Source organism: Rouxiella sp. T17, from assembly GCF_036663475.1.
Lineage (GTDB): Bacteria > Pseudomonadota > Gammaproteobacteria > Enterobacterales > Enterobacteriaceae > Rouxiella.
This window is the reverse complement of record NZ_JAWUEA010000037.1, coordinates 149,282-164,438: the sequence shown is the minus strand read 5'-3', so window position 1 is coordinate 164,438 and position 15,157 is coordinate 149,282. Positions and strand designations below refer to the sequence as shown.

14 protein-coding genes are annotated in these 15,157 nt (G+C 49.4%); 5 read left to right on the top strand and 9 right to left on the bottom strand.

What is annotated here, in order from left to right; translation table 11 throughout:
* Window positions 1–83: 83 nt before the first annotated feature.
* A complete protein-coding gene (locus SC206_RS16030; RefSeq protein ID WP_332738616.1) occupies window positions 84–1,700 on the bottom strand; it encodes an NAD-dependent malic enzyme in 1,617 nt (538 codons plus the stop codon).
* 202 nt (window positions 1,701–1,902) lie between these two features.
* Between SC206_RS16030 and SC206_RS16025 the strand changes: the two genes are divergently transcribed.
* The 3 genes from SC206_RS16025 to SC206_RS16015 all read left to right on the top strand — a co-directional run bounded on the left by SC206_RS16025 (window position 1,903) and on the right by SC206_RS16015 (window position 5,076).
* Window positions 1,903–3,249: a cytochrome ubiquinol oxidase subunit I gene (locus SC206_RS16025; protein WP_332738614.1), complete on the top strand. Its 1,347-nt coding sequence runs from the start codon at window positions 1,903–1,905 to the stop codon at window positions 3,247–3,249.
* Window positions 3,246–4,196 carry a cytochrome d ubiquinol oxidase subunit II gene (locus tag SC206_RS16020; protein ID WP_332738612.1) on the top strand — a complete coding sequence of 317 codons (951 nt, stop codon included), beginning with the start codon at window positions 3,246–3,248 and terminating at the stop codon, window positions 4,194–4,196. The genes SC206_RS16025 and SC206_RS16020 overlap by 4 nt, the downstream gene beginning before the upstream one ends.
* A gap of 172 nt (window positions 4,197–4,368) precedes the next feature.
* The gene (locus SC206_RS16015; protein WP_332738611.1) at window positions 4,369–5,076 is read left to right on the top strand and encodes a phage antirepressor KilAC domain-containing protein; all 708 of its coding nucleotides are present in this window, start codon (window positions 4,369–4,371) and stop codon (window positions 5,074–5,076) included.
* Window positions 5,077–5,174: 98 nt separating this feature from the next.
* On the opposite strand, the gene SC206_RS16010 is transcribed toward SC206_RS16015, so the two are convergent.
* The 4 genes from SC206_RS16010 to SC206_RS15995 form a co-directional block, all read right to left on the bottom strand.
* The gene (locus SC206_RS16010) at window positions 5,175–5,933 is read right to left on the bottom strand and encodes a YoaK family protein (protein WP_332738609.1); all 759 of its coding nucleotides are present in this window, start codon (window positions 5,931–5,933) and stop codon (window positions 5,175–5,177) included.
* 503 nt (window positions 5,934–6,436) lie between these two features.
* The gene (locus tag SC206_RS16005; RefSeq protein WP_332738607.1) at window positions 6,437–6,811 is read right to left on the bottom strand and encodes a YebG family protein; all 375 of its coding nucleotides are present in this window, start codon (window positions 6,809–6,811) and stop codon (window positions 6,437–6,439) included.
* A gap of 93 nt (window positions 6,812–6,904) precedes the next feature.
* Complete coding sequence (locus SC206_RS16000; RefSeq protein WP_332738605.1) at window positions 6,905–7,714, bottom strand: hypothetical protein; 810 nt, start codon at window positions 7,712–7,714, stop codon at window positions 6,905–6,907.
* A 161-nt stretch (window positions 7,715–7,875) separates the two neighbouring features.
* Window positions 7,876–8,979, bottom strand: a complete 1,104-nt coding sequence (locus SC206_RS15995) for a YncE family protein (protein WP_332738603.1) — start codon at window positions 8,977–8,979, stop codon at window positions 7,876–7,878.
* Between the two features lie 566 nt (window positions 8,980–9,545).
* On the opposite strand from SC206_RS15995, the gene SC206_RS15990 reads away from it, so the two are divergent.
* Complete coding sequence (locus SC206_RS15990) at window positions 9,546–10,313, top strand: lysine exporter LysO family protein (protein WP_332738601.1); 768 nt, start codon at window positions 9,546–9,548, stop codon at window positions 10,311–10,313.
* 18 nt (window positions 10,314–10,331) lie between these two features.
* Here SC206_RS15990 and umuC read toward each other — a convergent pair whose 3' ends face one another.
* The 3 genes from umuC to SC206_RS15975 all read right to left on the bottom strand — a co-directional run bounded on the left by umuC (window position 10,332) and on the right by SC206_RS15975 (window position 12,873).
* The gene (umuC, locus tag SC206_RS15985; protein WP_332738599.1) at window positions 10,332–11,597 is read right to left on the bottom strand and encodes a translesion error-prone DNA polymerase V subunit UmuC; all 1,266 of its coding nucleotides are present in this window, start codon (window positions 11,595–11,597) and stop codon (window positions 10,332–10,334) included.
* Window positions 11,597–12,019, bottom strand: coding sequence for a translesion error-prone DNA polymerase V autoproteolytic subunit (umuD, locus tag SC206_RS15980; RefSeq protein ID WP_332738597.1), 423 nt, complete (start codon window positions 12,017–12,019; stop codon window positions 11,597–11,599). Before umuD ends, umuC begins: the two co-directional genes overlap by 1 nt.
* A 341-nt stretch (window positions 12,020–12,360) precedes the next feature.
* Window positions 12,361–12,873 (bottom strand): AAA family ATPase, encoded by a 513-nt coding sequence (locus SC206_RS15975; protein WP_332738595.1) that lies wholly within the window; start codon window positions 12,871–12,873, stop codon window positions 12,361–12,363.
* A 338-nt stretch (window positions 12,874–13,211) separates the two neighbouring features.
* On the opposite strand from SC206_RS15975, the gene SC206_RS15970 reads away from it, so the two are divergent.
* Window positions 13,212–13,709: a hypothetical protein gene (locus SC206_RS15970; RefSeq protein WP_332738593.1), complete on the top strand. Its 498-nt coding sequence runs from the start codon at window positions 13,212–13,214 to the stop codon at window positions 13,707–13,709.
* A 121-nt stretch (window positions 13,710–13,830) separates the two neighbouring features.
* Here SC206_RS15970 and SC206_RS15965 read toward each other — a convergent pair whose 3' ends face one another.
* On the bottom strand, window positions 13,831–15,096 hold the full coding sequence (locus SC206_RS15965; protein WP_332738591.1) for a phosphatase PAP2 family protein: 1,266 nt from the start codon (window positions 15,094–15,096) through the stop codon (window positions 13,831–13,833).
* Window positions 15,097–15,157: the final 61 nt, after the last annotated feature.

Sequence of the window (15,157 nt, the reverse complement as noted above, 5' to 3'; positions counted from 1 at the left end):
CTATCTCGTCCTGAAAGGGCTTATGAGCCGAGCTCATTAATCTTTCAGATTATGGTTGATAGAATACGGCCACTTTTTAACGGCTACTTTTCTGAATCAGCATATTCGGGGCGATAAAGCAGGCTTTCGATCCACGCCCGTAAATCTTTTGGACGTTTTACCGTGGCCGCATCATGAGAAAAAATATGCTCGGCAATGCGCACTGCCGTGGTGATTTCTACCTCGAGAATATTTTTTTGCGGCGGATAGAGCATGCTTTGCTCGCGCTGACCTGCGCTAACCTGATCGGCACAGCCGTGCGCGGCGGCGATAAACATCTCATCGGTGATGCGTTCAGGCCGCGTTGCGTAAACCGCCAAGGCCAGCGCCGGAAAAATGTAGACATTATTGGCCTGACCAGGATGGAAGGTTTTATCGTCAAGCGTCACGTCGTCAAACTGCACGCCGCACGCCACCAGCGCGTTGCCGTCGGTCCACTGATAAAGCTGTTCCGGCGTGGCTTCGGCGCAGTCAGTCGGGTTCGACAGTGGGAAAATAATCGGCCGTTGGCACTGTTTATATATCGTTTTGACCACGTGCTCGCTAAACATTCCGCCCACCGTGCTGACGCCAATCAGAATGGTCGGCTGCACCTGCTCTACAATTTTCTGAAAATCGTCTTTTGGCGAAAGCTGTTTCGCAAAAGGCTGCTGCGCCTGATTTAAATCATCCCTTTGCTCGCTGATTACGCCGTTGACATCAAAAAGCGTAATTTGCGCACGCGCGCCCTCTTCGTCCAACCCCTCGTGCTGCATCGCCTGCACCAGCATCTGCGCAATTCCTGTGCCCGCCGAACCTGCACCGGCGAACAAAATACGCTGGTCGACCAATTTTTCACCCTTGATTTTCAGCGCGGTTAACAAACCGGCCAGCGTGACGCTCGCGGTGCCCTGAATGTCATCGTTGAATACGCAATACTGCTCACGATAACGTTCAAGCAGGCGAATGGCGTCGCTGCCTTTCCAGTCCTCAAAATGCACGCAAACGCCCGGAAACACTTCATTGGCGGCGCGCATAAATTCGTCCATCAGCGCATCGATTTCACTCTCATCTGGAGGAGCTTCGCGCAGGCCAAGATAGTGCGCATCGGCGCGCAACGCCTCGTTGGTCGTGCCGAGATCAAAATGGATCGGCAGTAAAGCCTGCGGAGGAATCGCGGCGCAGGCGGTATAAAGTTGTAGCTTGCCTATCGGGATGGGCGCGCCGTTAAGGCCAATATCGCCAAGGCCGAGAATACGTCCACCGGAGGAGATACAGATAAAGCGTACTTTTTCGGGCCAGTGCGACAACACCTCCTTCATCCGCCCTTTCATGTTTTTATTCAGATACATGCCCTGCGGCTGGCGGAATATTTGCCCATAGGTCAGGCACGCTTTGGCGATGGTCGGATCGTAGATTATCGGCATAAATCGGGCCGGGTCGCGCATCATTACGGCATAGAACAGCGTCTGGTTACGATCGCTCAACTCTTGCAGATAGATAAACTGTTCCAGCTCGTCAGGTTTGGCCGCCAGATGTTCGAGCACGCGGGAAATCTGCCGCTCGAGGTTCTCTTCTGCGCCGGGAATCATCCCTTCAAGCTGATATTTTTTGCGTTCCTGCTGGTTAAAAGCCGTGCCTTTATTTTTCGCCGGATTTGAAAGTATGTCGTTGTGTTTCATTTCTACTTCTCCCGGTTACATATAACCTATTGTTTACCTTAAATATTAATGAATAAACAAGTGTAGTCGTTAAATCAACTTTATGCTGAAAGGCGGCTTTCCGGTAGATGATTGTTTGTTTCAGAAAGCGAATCAGCAGCTATGCTTGTTTCTAAATGCTTTCGATAACCGTACAAACCAAAGGGACAGGAATTTAGATAAAATGCTCGATGCCGACCTGACGCTGCTGCTTTCGCGCGGGCAGTTTGCCACTACGATGGGGTTACACATTATTCTGGCGGCGTTTGCGCTGGGAATGTCGCCGTTTCTGGTGTTTCTGGAAGCACTGTGGCTGTGGCGTAAAGATCGCCACGTTCTTGAAACCTATCGTTTTTGGCTCAAGCTGTTTGCGCTTTCAGTGGCGGTAGGTGCCGTGTCGGGCGTGGTCATGGAGTTTCAGTTCGGCACCAATTGGGGGCCTTTTGCCAGACAAACCGGCGGCGTGCTTGGCCCGCTGATGTTTTATGAAGTGCTAGTGGCGTTTTTTCTGGAGTCGGCGCTGACGGGGGTGATGATTCTGGGTATGGATCGCATCGGCCCGAAACTGCACTTTTTTGTCACCTGCATGGTGGCGATTGGCGCGCTGATTAGCGCATTCTGGATTTTGGCCGCCAATTCGTGGATGCACACGCCTACCGGTTTTATCCGCGATGCGGCGGGCAATTTTCATCCGCAAAGCTGGCTGACGATTCTTCAGGCGCCGTCGTTTCCGTGGCGCTTTATGCACATGGTGCTGGCCGCGCTGATTGCCACGGCCAGCTTGGTGGCGGGCGTCGGCGCGTGGCGCTTGATAAAGGGTTTGCAACCGGCGAGCGCCAAAAACATGCTCTCTTTTTCGCTCTGGCTGCTGCTGTTTCTTATGCCGCTGCAAATCGTGATAGGTGACCTGCACGGCGAAAATACCTTGCAATATCAACCGCAAAAAGTGGCGGCGATGGAAGGAAGCTGGCATCAGCCGCCGCCGGGTGAAGGTGAACCGCTGCGGCTGTTTGCGATCCCAGACCAACAGGCGCAGCGCAATCGGGCGCAGATAGCGATCCCTGAAATCGCGTCACTTTATCTGCGCCACGATTTACACAGCCATATTAAGAGCCTCAGCGAATTTCCTGCGCAGGATATCCCCCACGTGGCGACGGTGTTTTATGCGTTTCGGATGATGGTCGGTTTAGGATTACTGATGCTGGCGGCCAGCCTTTGCGCGGCAATCCTCAGATTTCGGCGGCGGCTGTTCGACTCACCTTTATTACTCAAATTTCTGGTGCTGCTAACGCCCGCAGGATTTTTTGCCATGCTGGCGGGTTGGGTGGTGACGGAAACGGGTCGCCAGCCGTGGACCGTTTGGGGCCTGCTGCGCACCGAACACAGCTTCTCGGCGCTGCCCTCTTCGTGGGTTATCGCCTCGTTTATCAGCATCCTGCTGATTTATCTGGTGGCTTTTATCTCGGGGATGGCTTATTTCCTGCATTACGTTAACTCGCCGCAGCCTTACAAACAGGGGGAGGCGTCATGAGCTTCGATGTCGTCAATCTTTGCGCCGCCGTGGTGATATTTTCGCTGCTGATGTACATCTTGCTGGACGGCGCAGATTTGGGCGTCGGCATGCTGTTTGCCCTCTTTACCGATCAGGACGATCGACGGCGCCTGGTTGCCTCGATTTTGCCCGTGTGGGACGCCAACGAAACCTGGCTGGTGCTGTTTGCCGGTGGCCTGCTGGCGCTGTTTCCGGCGGCTTACAGCCTCATGTTTACAGGACTTTATCTTCCCCTCTTTATTATGCTGCTGGCACTGTTTGGCCGCGCCGTCGCGTTGCAATATCGCAGCCATGCTTCGTCGCGCTTTCGCTTGATGCAGGATGTGGTATTTATCCTTTCGTCGCTGCTGGCCGCTTTTTTTCAGGGAATCATGGCGGGCGTAGTGATAGACGGCCTGCTGCCCAGCGGACCTCTCGCGTGGATTGCCCCTTTCCCCCTACTTTGCGGCGTCGCGGTGGTCGCAAGTTATCTATTATTAGGCTGTGGTTGGGTGCGTTGGCGCTTAAGAGGCAACATAGGCCAGCGCGCCAGCCGTCTCGCGCTGCTATTTTTGGGCCTGACGATCGCCGCTTTCGTCGCCTTGGGCTGTCTGCATCCGGCTTATCCCGCCATGGCGTGGCAGTATGCGGGCGGCAAAATTTTACTGCTGGCGAGTCTGGCGCTGTGTTTTGTCGTCGCGCTGCTGCTGTTTAGCCAGCGTTTGATACTGCCGCTGATTGCCGCGCTGCTGCTGATGACCTGCCTGCTCGGCGTGGTGGTTGCCGCGATTTATCCGTGGCTGATCCCGAACGTTATCACGCTGCAACAGGCTTCCGCCTCGCCCGCGACCCAGTCTTTTATCCTCACTGGCATTGCTATTGTCATGCCACTTACGCTGATTTATAACAGCTGGTCGTTTTGGGTGTTTCGTGGAAAGGTCGAATAAATTCGCAGATTCAAAGGGTTAAACGCGCGCCGTTTTCCTCTTCGCCTCGCCTCTTTTTAGTCGTTACTGTTATAGAATCGATTAAAAAAAGTACTGGATATTTGAACAGGTAGTTGTATAATATTTCTACTGCCTGCTAGGGTATCGATAAAGTCCGTAAGTGGTGAGGCCTATGATGATTTCGACAGAACACCTGAATTCTCTGAATCAGTCAGTCACGATGAGCAGCCGCGAGATTGCCCGTATGATTGGTATTTCTCACGGTGAAGTTAAACGTTTGATTAAAAGTCTGGAAACGGCACAGCGCCTTTCGCAGCCGATCACGGTTAGCCATTATGAGCGTGATGGAGAGATGCGTCAGGAATACTGGCTGAACAAACGAGACTCGTTGCTGGCCGTCGCTCGCCTTTCGCCGGGCTTTACTGCCGAACTGCTGGATAACTGGCAAGAGCGTGAAAAAACGGCGCACCTGCCCGATTTTACCAATCCGGCGGCGGCGGCGCGCGCATGGGCCGAGCAGTTCGAGCAGCGTCAGGCAGCCGAGCAGCAGTTAGCGCTCTCCAGCCCAAAGGCCGAATTCTTTGACCGTTTTGTGCAGGTTGAAGACTCAATGGGCTTTCGCCAGCTGTGCAAAATGCTGAAGGTTAAAGAGCCTGACTTCCGTCAGTTTTTGCTTGAGCGCAACATCATGTACCGCGCCAGCGGCGTGTTGACGCCACATCAGCATTATATGCAGGCGGGCTACTTTACGCTGCGGGCAGGCGTGGGTGAAAACCTGCACGCCTTCTCGCAGGCGCGTTTTACTTCGAAAGGGGTGAAATGGGTCGCTAGCCTGTATGCCAATCATCTGATTGAGCAGCCAAGAGATGCTGTCGCCTGACAGTTTCCCCTCTTGTCTAAGCCTCTAATGTCTAAGCGTCTAAAAAAAGCCGATAATTTTCATTACCGGCTTTTTTGCATGCTAGAAAGGGGGATTAATTACAGCAAATAGTGCGGCTTCAGCAGCCTTTTCTTGGCGACCAAAATAGTCACGGTAATTGAGCTGATTGCCACCAGCACCAGGAATATCCCGACAGCGGCCATCGAATTAAAACCAAACTGTTTATACAGCAAGAGTCCGGCGATGCCGCCCAGCATAAATGAAATCAAAGTCACTAAATGGGTGACCAACTGACTACGTTGGGCCTTAATCTGTTTTGAAGGGTCGCGTCTGAAAATGGTGGCGACGACAGAACCGAAGGCGATACCAATGTCGGTTAACGTGCCGGTTATATGTGTTGAACGCACGCGGCCATTCGATAATTGCGTCGAGGTTGAATTATGTACGCCCATCAGGAAGGCGAGAAAAATAATGATCTCCTGATTATTTTTATGCGAGAAAAACATTATTTCAAACACTGATGTTCCGACCAGCAGCATCCCTTCCATCAAGAGAATAAGGCTAAAAATAGTTCGAATATTATTCTTGGTACCGCTAATTGCCAGTAGCCGCGAAGTGACCGACCCCACCACGAAGGCTAAAATGATCGAAGAAAGAAAAAGGATATCGCTAAAATCGGTATTGGAAACCTCAGATGAAAGCTGTGAAGTATTGCCCGTCATATGCGACGGAAAAAAACCGAAAGCGCCCAGCGCCATCGCGTTAAGTGTACCGGCGGTCGTCGCCAGCACCAGCGCCAGGCGGCGATCTTCCGTGTGCGTTCTGGCCTTCTTTCTTTTAATCAACATTCTCAACATATGCCGCCCCTTTTGATTCAATAGCCGTGCTTTATAGCAAAGATGAATTCATCAATACCTACCTCTTGTAACACATAAATATAGTCGGTTACCGAGTATTATTAGGTTTAAAGTGGAATCAATCCTGAATTATTTATTTTAATAGGATTAGTTCTAAGTTTAATTAAAGTATTGTAAATTTTATGTCAATTAATCAGTGGATAACAAAACACAAACTCTTAATTTAATTTTCCACTTTAGGCATAAGGTAGCCCATTGTTTACGCTCTTTATTGCATACATCATCTAGAGATAACTGCAACGTTTTATTAGTTTATTAATCCTTAAGCCAGCCATAAGAAAAAGTTATATTTGAGGTGGCGCAAAGTTAATAAATAAAAATTGCAGATTATTTTTATAATTATTTAGAGTTAGGCTATCAAGAATTTGTATCTTAAAAACGATAATAAAAAACCCGCCATTTCGTGGAGAAAGGCGGGTTTTTTGACGTCAACGACCGTTACATCACGCAGCTTTTACGGCGCGGATTTTTTTACCGCTTTCTTCGGCTTCGGCATCTTCAACATCGACATTTTTGGCGTCTGCTTTAGCAGGCTTCTCAGCAGCACTTGCTTTGTCTACGCTAGCTGCAAGGCTGGTGGCATCGGGCACCTTGCTGGTACGCAGAATATGCTGGACCGCGTCTTTTTGCTCGGCAAGGAACAGCGCCATATTTTCGGCCTGCTCTTCGTCTAGCTGAAGCTTGCTTTCTAACAGCCAGTCGGTGAAAGCTTCTGCCATGTCGAGCATTTTGTCGTAGGCGTCTGCTTCTTTCTTGCTGGCAAATGTCATTTTCTCTTCACCTTTTCTGACGACAACAAATTTTGTTTCAACAGCCATGACGCACCTCTCTATACTGTAATTATATACAGTATAGCAGCAAGCCTTTCGAGATGCAGCATCCGTTTCACTATTTGTTGCACACGTCGCGTTTTACTCGCTCGGCGTCGTCGTTGTCGCTGGTGTCGTGGTTGTTGTACTCGGCGTCGTGGTCGTCGCTGGAGTGGTCGTTGTGGTTGTAGCTGGAGTTGTCGTCGTGGTACTCGGCGTCGTGGCTGTAGTACTTGATGTCGTACTTGGTGTCGTGGTTGTCGTCGAAGTCGCGGAAGACGTCGCCGGGGTGGTGATAGTGGTTGGGGCTGAAGGCACCGTGCTGGTCGCGGCGGGTGTCGTTGTGGTCGTCGCTGGCGTGGTCGCTGCTGGGGTCGCCGTGGCTGGCGCTGTCGTCGCAGGTGTCGTCGTCGCTGGCGCAGCAGGGGTCGCTGGCTTGGCGGCAGGCGCTGGCTCAGGATCGTTTGAAACGGTCACTACCGGCGTCGCTGGACGTTTTTTAAACGCAGGCGCGGCGTTGGTCACAGAGTAATTGACGTGCTGAACGGTATTGGTGGTTGAAGTCACTTCAACTGGCGCAATGGTGACGCGACCAATCAGTGAACGCGCATAGCCGCCAATCTTGTGTTTGGCCGCAGGCAGATGCAGAACCACGGTTTGTCCGGCGGCAAGAATACCGGCGTCGGTACCGTCAACGGTGACATAAATAGGCGCGCCGTCGTCAGCCAACGTGCGAATGTGGGTGACAGTTATCGCGGTTGGACCGCTTGAAAAATCGGGAGCATCGGGTTGAGAAGGCACCAAAGCTGCATGAGCAGCGGAACCGGCAGCCGAGGTGGCAGCGGTAATTTTTGCGCATCCGGTCAGCGCGAGTGCTGCCGTAAAGGCAACCAACGTATAACGATTAATCATGGACAACGTCTTCCTATCGAATGTTTTGCAACTAATGGTTTGTGACCTACGTAACAATATAACTGATAACGAAAGGGAGATGAATGTCAGACTTTCCGAATACGTCAGGGGACGTCTCCCTGTCCCCTGCTAAAAAGGCGGAATTAACCGCCTCGAAAAGGTTATTTCAGAGCAATACGCGCTACGCTGTCTGGACCTTTGGTGCTGCTATCTTTGTTGAAATCCTGTTTCAGAGAAACGTACAGCGTCTGGCCGTCTGGAGATACCAGCAGGCTGTTTGGATGTGTCTCGAAGGACCAGCTGTTTTTCACGGCATAAGTGGTGGCATCAAGCTGCAACACTTTTTTCGATTCGCGCTGGCTGATGTAAATTTCGTTGCGGGTCGGGTTAAATTTAATGCCCAGCGCATCGCCTTCGATACGTTTGATAACTTTGCCGCTGCGCTCGTCAAATACCAGCGTAGTTTTGGCTTTGGAATCGTCGGTCACGAATAGGCGGCCGGTTGCCGGATCTTCTGCCATGTTCAGGAACAGATAGGCTTTGCCGTCAGCTGGCGTCAGGCGCTTGGCAATTTTATAGGTGTGCGGATTGATAACCAGGATTTCGCCGCCGCCGTTTGCAGCATAAATTTTATCGGTCGCGGAGGAGTAAATAATCCCGGTTACCCATTTGCCCGCGTTGGCGATACGTTTTTTCAGCTTCATGGTTTTGGCATCGACCACCCAGATCATGCCGTTATCGCTCACGCCGCCGATGTACAACAGGCCGTTATGCAGGAAGATTTCGCGCGCCGGAATCGGGTCGCCATCTTTTGCTTTCTCATTAAAGTTCAGGTGCTGCAATACTTTACCGGTTTTGGCGTCAACTTTTGAGATGCCGCCGTCCAGCGAGTTGGTGGTGTAGAACACGCTACCGTCAGAGTCTGCAGCCATCGCGAAGTTTTTAAGATCGGTATGCGTTTCGGCGGTGGTTTTTAACGTTGTTGGATCAAGGCGATACAGCATGCCGCCGTTAACGTCTTTAAATGACTGCGCGCTGGCAACATAAAGCGCTTTTGATTCAGAGAGATATGCCATCTCGTACAGGCCATCGCCTAATACGCGCTGGGTAACCTGAGTGTTAACAGGTTTTGGCGCAACCGTCGTCGCGGTAGAAGCATGGGAAGCGGCGGCATTTTTTGCCGGCGCCTGACAGGCAGTCAGACCAAAAGTGGCGATAACGGCAACCGCGACCGCGGCTTTACGTGCGCTGAACAAAGATTTCATTCTTGACTCCATCAAGGATTAAACGGCCCCCGCCAGAATGATCCACGACGAAAGCTGATAAAAAGAATGAGAATCATACGCAATAGCAAATACTAAGTAAATGCAGCAAATCTTACGAAACGTTGCCCTTTCCCACATTAAAAACAGGGAGTTAAGGGCGGGTACCTGTCCAACTTTGTCCCACCTTATGGGATGCTGTTGAACATGATAAGAGGTAATCATTTATATCGTGTTTGTAATTAACCGAAAGCATGCACGCACGTTTATAATTTTGTCATATATTAATTAACAATTTTATTGTCATGAAATATAACCGTAGGTAATGCAAGAAAATAAAAGCCGATATTGATTGACTCAATGAGTCGTCAATTATAATAATAACACCCTCTCCCGCCGCCAATATAATAAGTTATTTTTAATGTTAAATTAATAAAGAGACAAAAATGAAGGAGTCATTGCTTTCCGTATTTGCGGTAATCTTTTTATTATCTCTGGGTTACTTTTTCGGCAATAGGATAAAAGCCTCTTATCGTCAGGCCTGCCTTTCCTGCTTGTCAGGAATCGTTATGCTGCTGTTATTTGTCATGGGCGTGGAGTTTGGTCAAGTATTTATTAATAAAGAGACCAGTGTAGATATTGTAATAAACGCACTGCTGCTCTCTGGTTTAATTTCTCTCATTACTTTTTTATTGCTTATAAAACGAAACAGCGTCGTAGAGAGAGGCAAAGGTTTTGCCAGCTTCTTTGCGCCATTTTATGGCTGCGCTAAAGCAGGCGGTTCGTTTTGCTTGGGTTTACTGGTTTATCCCTACATCCATACTAAATTGGCAGCGAGCCATATTTCGAGTCACTATTTGCTATACCTGCTTATTTTTCTGGTCGGCATGGATTTGGTGAATTTTAAACTTTCGAGCATTAATCGACGGCTTCTCGCCTTACCTGCGCTGACCCTCGCCGGAACGCTTATTGCCGTGCTGATTTTTGCGCAAGTAAGACCCTATTCTTTCGTCGAATCAATGGTCGTCGCGAGCGGTTTTGGCTGGTTTTCACTGTCTGGTCCGATGGTAAAATCATTGGTCTCACCCGAAATGGGCGCAATGGCCTTTATGACCGATTTTTTCAGAGAGATGTTTAGCATTATTTTTCTCTATTTTCTGGGTAAAAGGCAGCCACAAAGCGCGATTGGCATATCTGGAGCGGCAGCGCTTGATTTAGCGCTGCCGTTTATTAAACAAAACTGTCACGAGGAATATATCAAACACGCCATTATCAGCGGCTTTGTGCTGTCTCTGCTGGCGCCCCTGTTTATCGCCTTCTCCGTTTCTTTACTTTAGAAAACAGAGAGAAACAGCTTAAAGCTTCACTTTCATTAAATCTTTAAAACGTGTGGTATAAGCCGGTGACAACATCTCGCGCTTCATTTCCCAGGATTTTTCTATGCCCTGTCCGGCAAACCAGACGCGGGCGTCGCTGTCGCTGTGTATTTTGTCGAGCGCGGCCATAAGTTTTTCACTGTTGGCGCGCGGCGGATTCTCATTAAAAAGAGTGAGTTGAGCCACGCCCTGACTGTAAAAGTCGCCGAGCATCACGCCGCATTTTTGAAACCGATGCCCTTCCTGCCAGACGGCGTCCAGGCATTTTGTCGCGGCGGCAATAATGTCTCGCGTATCCTGAGTCGGTGTTTCGACGCGCGTTGAAGCCGTATTACCGTAGTAAACTTCACCGGGTGTAAAGGGGCTTGTTTTAACGAAGGCGGAAATATGGCGACAATATTGATGCTCTTTGCGCAGCTTTACAGCCGCTCGAGAGGCGTGTGAACAGATGGCTTCACGCATCAGCTGGTATTGAGAAACGCGATCGCCAAACGATCGCGAGCAAACAATCTGCTGCTTGGTCGGCGCCATTTCTTCCATTTCCAGACAGGGCTCGCCACGCAGTTCGCGCACCGTGCGTTCAAGCACGACGCTAAAATGTTTGCGGATAAGCTCGGTAGGCGCATCGGCGAGCTGGAGCGCGGTGGTAATTCCCATCGCCTCAAGCCGTTTTCCTATTCTGCGACCTACGCCCCACACATCCTGCACGTTCACCAGCGCCATTAGTTTTCGTTGACGAGCCAACAACGAGATGTCGACGACACCTTCCGCCTTAGTCCACTTTTTCGCCGCGTGGTTAGCCAGCTTGGCCAGCGTCTTGGTCGGACCAATCCCGACCCCCATCGTTAGGCCAGTCCATTTATAGACCTTTTCTTTTACTTCGCGGCCAAAATCTTCGAGATTCTGACAGTTACTGACGCCGGTCAAATTCAGAAAGGCTTCATCAATAGAATAGATCTCGACGGCGGGCGAAATGTCCTCAAGTATGGTCATGACACGATGCGACATATTGGCGTACAGCGCGTAATTGCTGCTAAAAATCACCACATTTTTCTGTTCACATTCGCGGCGTATTTTAAAGAACGGCGCCCCCATTGGAATGCCGAGCTGCTTGGCTTCTTTGCTACGCGCAATGACGCAACCGTCGTTGTTCGAGAGAACTACCACCGGACGCCCTTTCAAATCCGGCCTGAAGACAGTTTCGCAGCTGGCATAAAATGAATTTACGTCAGCAAGCGCGAACATTATTGAAAACCGTTAATGCTGAAAGTCACCACGCCGAAAATTTCGAGTTCGTCGCCGCCGTCGTGAAGGAGTATGGGAGGAAAGTTGGGATTCATTGATTCGAGCTTAACTATGGGATGGGTGCAGAGACGTTTAACGGTGTATTCGCCGGCTATCGAGGCAATAATAATATCGCCGTGTTTGGGCTGAAGGCTGCGATCGACCACCAGCATCGAACCTTCGTAAATACCGGCATCTATCATTGATAGCCCCGTCGCCATCACAAAATAGGTTGCTGCGGGATGAGAAATGCACAATCTGTTTAAATCTATATCTTTTTCAATATAGTCCTGCGCAGGGCTGGGAAAGCCCGCAGGCACTCTATCTTGAAAAAGAGGAATCGTAAGCTTAATAGGCGAAATCGCCGGGCGTGAAAGAATCATAATAGGCCTCCATGTTATACTGGTTATTTATACAGTATAAGCATGGCGCGCTGATTTTGTGAAGGGTGGCGCCGCGTAAGGTTTATCGTCGAACCTAGGCTAAAGGGCTAATGAAAAAGAGGAAAGGTAAGATTATTCACTAAATGGCCTGGCAAATAGCGTAAAAGGCTAAGTCGCGGCACCTTATTGAAAGAAAAGATATTTAATAGATTTAAAAGGCGGAATATTGAGAACGGATGGCGGGTTATAAAGCAAAACGCTAAGAATTTTTTTACCTCTTAATAAGGGTTATTGAGATAAAAAAATTCTATCAGGATGATGCGCTTATCGGCGCGTTCGGCTTATTCGTGTACAACTAACGTAAAACCTTCGGCCTCTTGCGGCTCGACAAAGTAACGCGAGATGACAGCAAACTGCTCATCGGTGGCCGAAAAATCATGCTCACCCGCCTCATTTCTGGTGTGCAAACGCGCTTTGCAGACTTCATCCGCGACGTTTAAATAATGCAGGCGATTATCGGCACCCGTGGCCGTAATAATACTCATCATCCATTCCCGACTCGCCAGCGTATTGGCTGGAAAATCCAGCACGATGGAAATCCCCGCCGTCAACAGCGTAATCAGATGCGGTTTCATGGCATTTTTGAGTTTTTCGGCACAGCGCGCATAGTCAGCGACCGAATGCATTTCGTCACTATAAAGCTGCGACAACCAACGATCTTCGCTGATAATAATCGTCCCCGCCTGCGTCGCTAACTGCGCCGCCAAAGTGGATTTTCCGGAGGCTATTTTCCCGCACAGCAAGTGCAAGATAGGCGCGGCCGGAATTGTCGGATCGTTAACGATATCTACCATAAAAGCTGATCTCCATAACGTGTTTGTTTAGATATCGACTATAGCCTGTTGTCGCGTTTGACGCTTAATTAATGCTTTTTATTAATATAAAGAAAGTCATCGTGGCCTCAAGATTTACCCTAAATACCTCATCAACAAAATTGCTTTTATTAATCTTTAATAATTACAGACGACTTTTTCTTGATGTACATCAATTATTCTGGGGGCTGCTCCAGTAGATTTATATACTTAACTGTATATGAGGTTTTTATTTTAACAAATTAAAATGGATACATCTTCGCATCATTAGATGTTAAAAGAAAAATTGCAGAGAGTGCTGACAAGGAGTTAATCGTGAAATGAAAATTTTTATTGTATTTATATTTATACTGTTTTTTTCATCCTGCTCATTAAACAACTCTAAATCCACAGAACAAGCTTTGTTTGATAAAGTCATTGCAGCTTCAAAAGATAACGACGGCAAGAATTTATCAGACGTGGATTATGATCGAGTGTTGAAATACATTTCTAAGGGTAAGACACGCTGGATAACCCTTTACCCGATATTAAATAAAAAGCCATTTTTGGATACAACGTTTTTCCAGGAAGGTCTAAACATAGCTATGGCCTATGCCTTGCCTAAAAGCCCATTAGAAGTATTGAAATATGTTGATCTTAAAAACATTGATGATATATGTGGCGCACCGTTTATCGAAACTACATTTGCTGAAAAAAAGCGTTATCTTCTCAAAAGCATCAAGGCGATTAATAAAGTAACTTCTGGGGGACAAAAGGAATATGTTTGTATCTTTAACTTAAATATAGCCTTTGTTAGTGCTCTCTTTAAAGTAAAGTAGGAGCGTTATCCGGCCTACCATCGACCGGTAATGTAATATCACAGAACTGCACCTTACTCAGTCGTGTATCCAACTTTTGGGGTGCAGTCTAGTCACGTATAAGCACGATTTAAAAGCGTATTCAGCTTTTATGCTTCGCCATTGCGAACGCGGCGGGGAGATCGAGGCGCTGCCAGAATGCCTGTTCCGGGGTTGAACCCGAGAGCGGATAACCGGCCGGCAAGGCGCTATTAATCATCAACTGACGGCGCTGCGCGGCCGACAAATTAGGTAACGCAGTCTGCAACAGCACTTCGGCACCTTGCGGAACGGAAACGCGCGTCGCTTTTTCGGAATACTTCGGCAGGTTATAACTCATTGAGAAGCGGTAGAATTGCTTCATATCTGCCGAACGATAAGGATCGTCTTTGGCGTCAGTTTTAGAACATTCGACAAGCGAAGTGCCGCACTCTTTTTCCAACGCGGTGCGCAGCTGATCGCTGGCTTCCTTAAACAGCGCCTGATAACGCGGATCGTTTAGATAATTCGCAACGTTGCGCTGGGTAAGCATGCGCGAGCCCATAATATCGAGCGGATAATGCACGCCAAGCACGATGCGTGAATAACCGTAACGCGCGCCGCGTTCAACCAGCGCGTCATAACGTTCGGGAAGCATTTGCGCCAGCAGCAGGGCATCGGTGTAACCGGCATTGGTGTGGCCACTCGGGAAAGAGCCGCCGTCAGCGGTATACGGCTGGTTGTCTTTCACTACCGCGTCATCTGGCACCAGATGAATAGTGTTGCCTTTAATCAGAAACGGACGGTCATAGTTAAAGTGCTTTTTAGCCGCGCTGGTGCTGACTTCGCTGGCCTTGATAAGCGCGGCGGCCTTGCCGATTTCGCCTTTATCATAGGCAGTCAGGAAGGCTTTACCAAGACGCGGTCCGAGCGCGTCGGCAAGAAAGTAGAGGTAATTTTGCCCTTCGGCATCGGTCAGCGCTTTTTGACGGGTGGCCTGCGAAGCGTTGAGATTGATCTCGGTAACGGTTTGCAAATTGGCTTTCAATACGGAATCTGGCAGCGAACTAAAGCCAGATAACAGCGCAATACCGGCTTGCTGATTGGCTTTGGTCTGGAAATCGTAAGCGCTCGCTTTCAACCATGCGCGGTCGGCTTGCGTATCCGTCTGTTTGGTTTTCTCTAACTGTTCGCGTTTGAGCGACGGCGCGTTGCCTTTCAGCGCATTGATCGTCGCCTGCGAAATCTGATTTTCAAGCGCGTCATAAGCCGTGCTGGCCGACGCAGCCGTGGTGCCGTTTGCCAGCGCCGCGGCCTGCGGTAGTGAAGTTGCCTGCGCCTGTTGAGCCATCAGCAGGGTCATCGCAACGAGCGTTAACCGAATTTTCATTAACTTTCCCTTATAATCAAACCATTAGCCTGTAGTCGTTCAACGCTAGCACTACAAGGTG

Bases quoted from the DNA above. Each gene is read 5' to 3' on its own strand.
- SC206_RS15990 (WP_332738601.1), top strand. From the start codon at position 9,546: ATGCTGCTGTTATTTGTCATGGGCGTGGAGTTTGGTCAAGTATTTATT.
- SC206_RS15970 (WP_332738593.1), top strand. From the start codon at position 13,212: ATGAAAATTTTTATTGTATTTATATTTATACTGTTTTTTTCATCCTGC.
- SC206_RS16030 (WP_332738616.1), bottom strand. From the start codon at position 1,700: ATGAAACACAACGACATACTTTCAAATCCGGCGAAAAATAAAGGCACG.
- SC206_RS15965 (WP_332738591.1), bottom strand. From the start codon at position 15,096: ATGAAAATTCGGTTAACGCTCGTTGCGATGACCCTGCTGATGGCTCAA.
- umuC (WP_332738599.1), bottom strand. From the start codon at position 11,597: ATGTTCGCGCTTGCTGACGTAAATTCATTTTATGCCAGCTGCGAAACT.
- SC206_RS16015 (WP_332738611.1), top strand. From the start codon at position 4,369: ATGATGATTTCGACAGAACACCTGAATTCTCTGAATCAGTCAGTCACG.
- SC206_RS15995 (WP_332738603.1), bottom strand. From the start codon at position 8,979: ATGAAATCTTTGTTCAGCGCACGTAAAGCCGCGGTCGCGGTTGCCGTT.
- SC206_RS16025 (WP_332738614.1), top strand. From the start codon at position 1,903: ATGCTCGATGCCGACCTGACGCTGCTGCTTTCGCGCGGGCAGTTTGCC.
- SC206_RS16020 (WP_332738612.1), top strand. From the start codon at position 3,246: ATGAGCTTCGATGTCGTCAATCTTTGCGCCGCCGTGGTGATATTTTCG.
- umuD (WP_332738597.1), bottom strand. From the start codon at position 12,019: ATGATTCTTTCACGCCCGGCGATTTCGCCTATTAAGCTTACGATTCCT.
- SC206_RS15975 (WP_332738595.1), bottom strand. From the start codon at position 12,873: ATGGTAGATATCGTTAACGATCCGACAATTCCGGCCGCGCCTATCTTG.
- SC206_RS16005 (WP_332738607.1), bottom strand. From the start codon at position 6,811: ATGGCTGTTGAAACAAAATTTGTTGTCGTCAGAAAAGGTGAAGAGAAA.
- SC206_RS16010 (WP_332738609.1), bottom strand. From the start codon at position 5,933: ATGTTGAGAATGTTGATTAAAAGAAAGAAGGCCAGAACGCACACGGAA.
- SC206_RS16000 (WP_332738605.1), bottom strand. From the start codon at position 7,714: ATGATTAATCGTTATACGTTGGTTGCCTTTACGGCAGCACTCGCGCTG.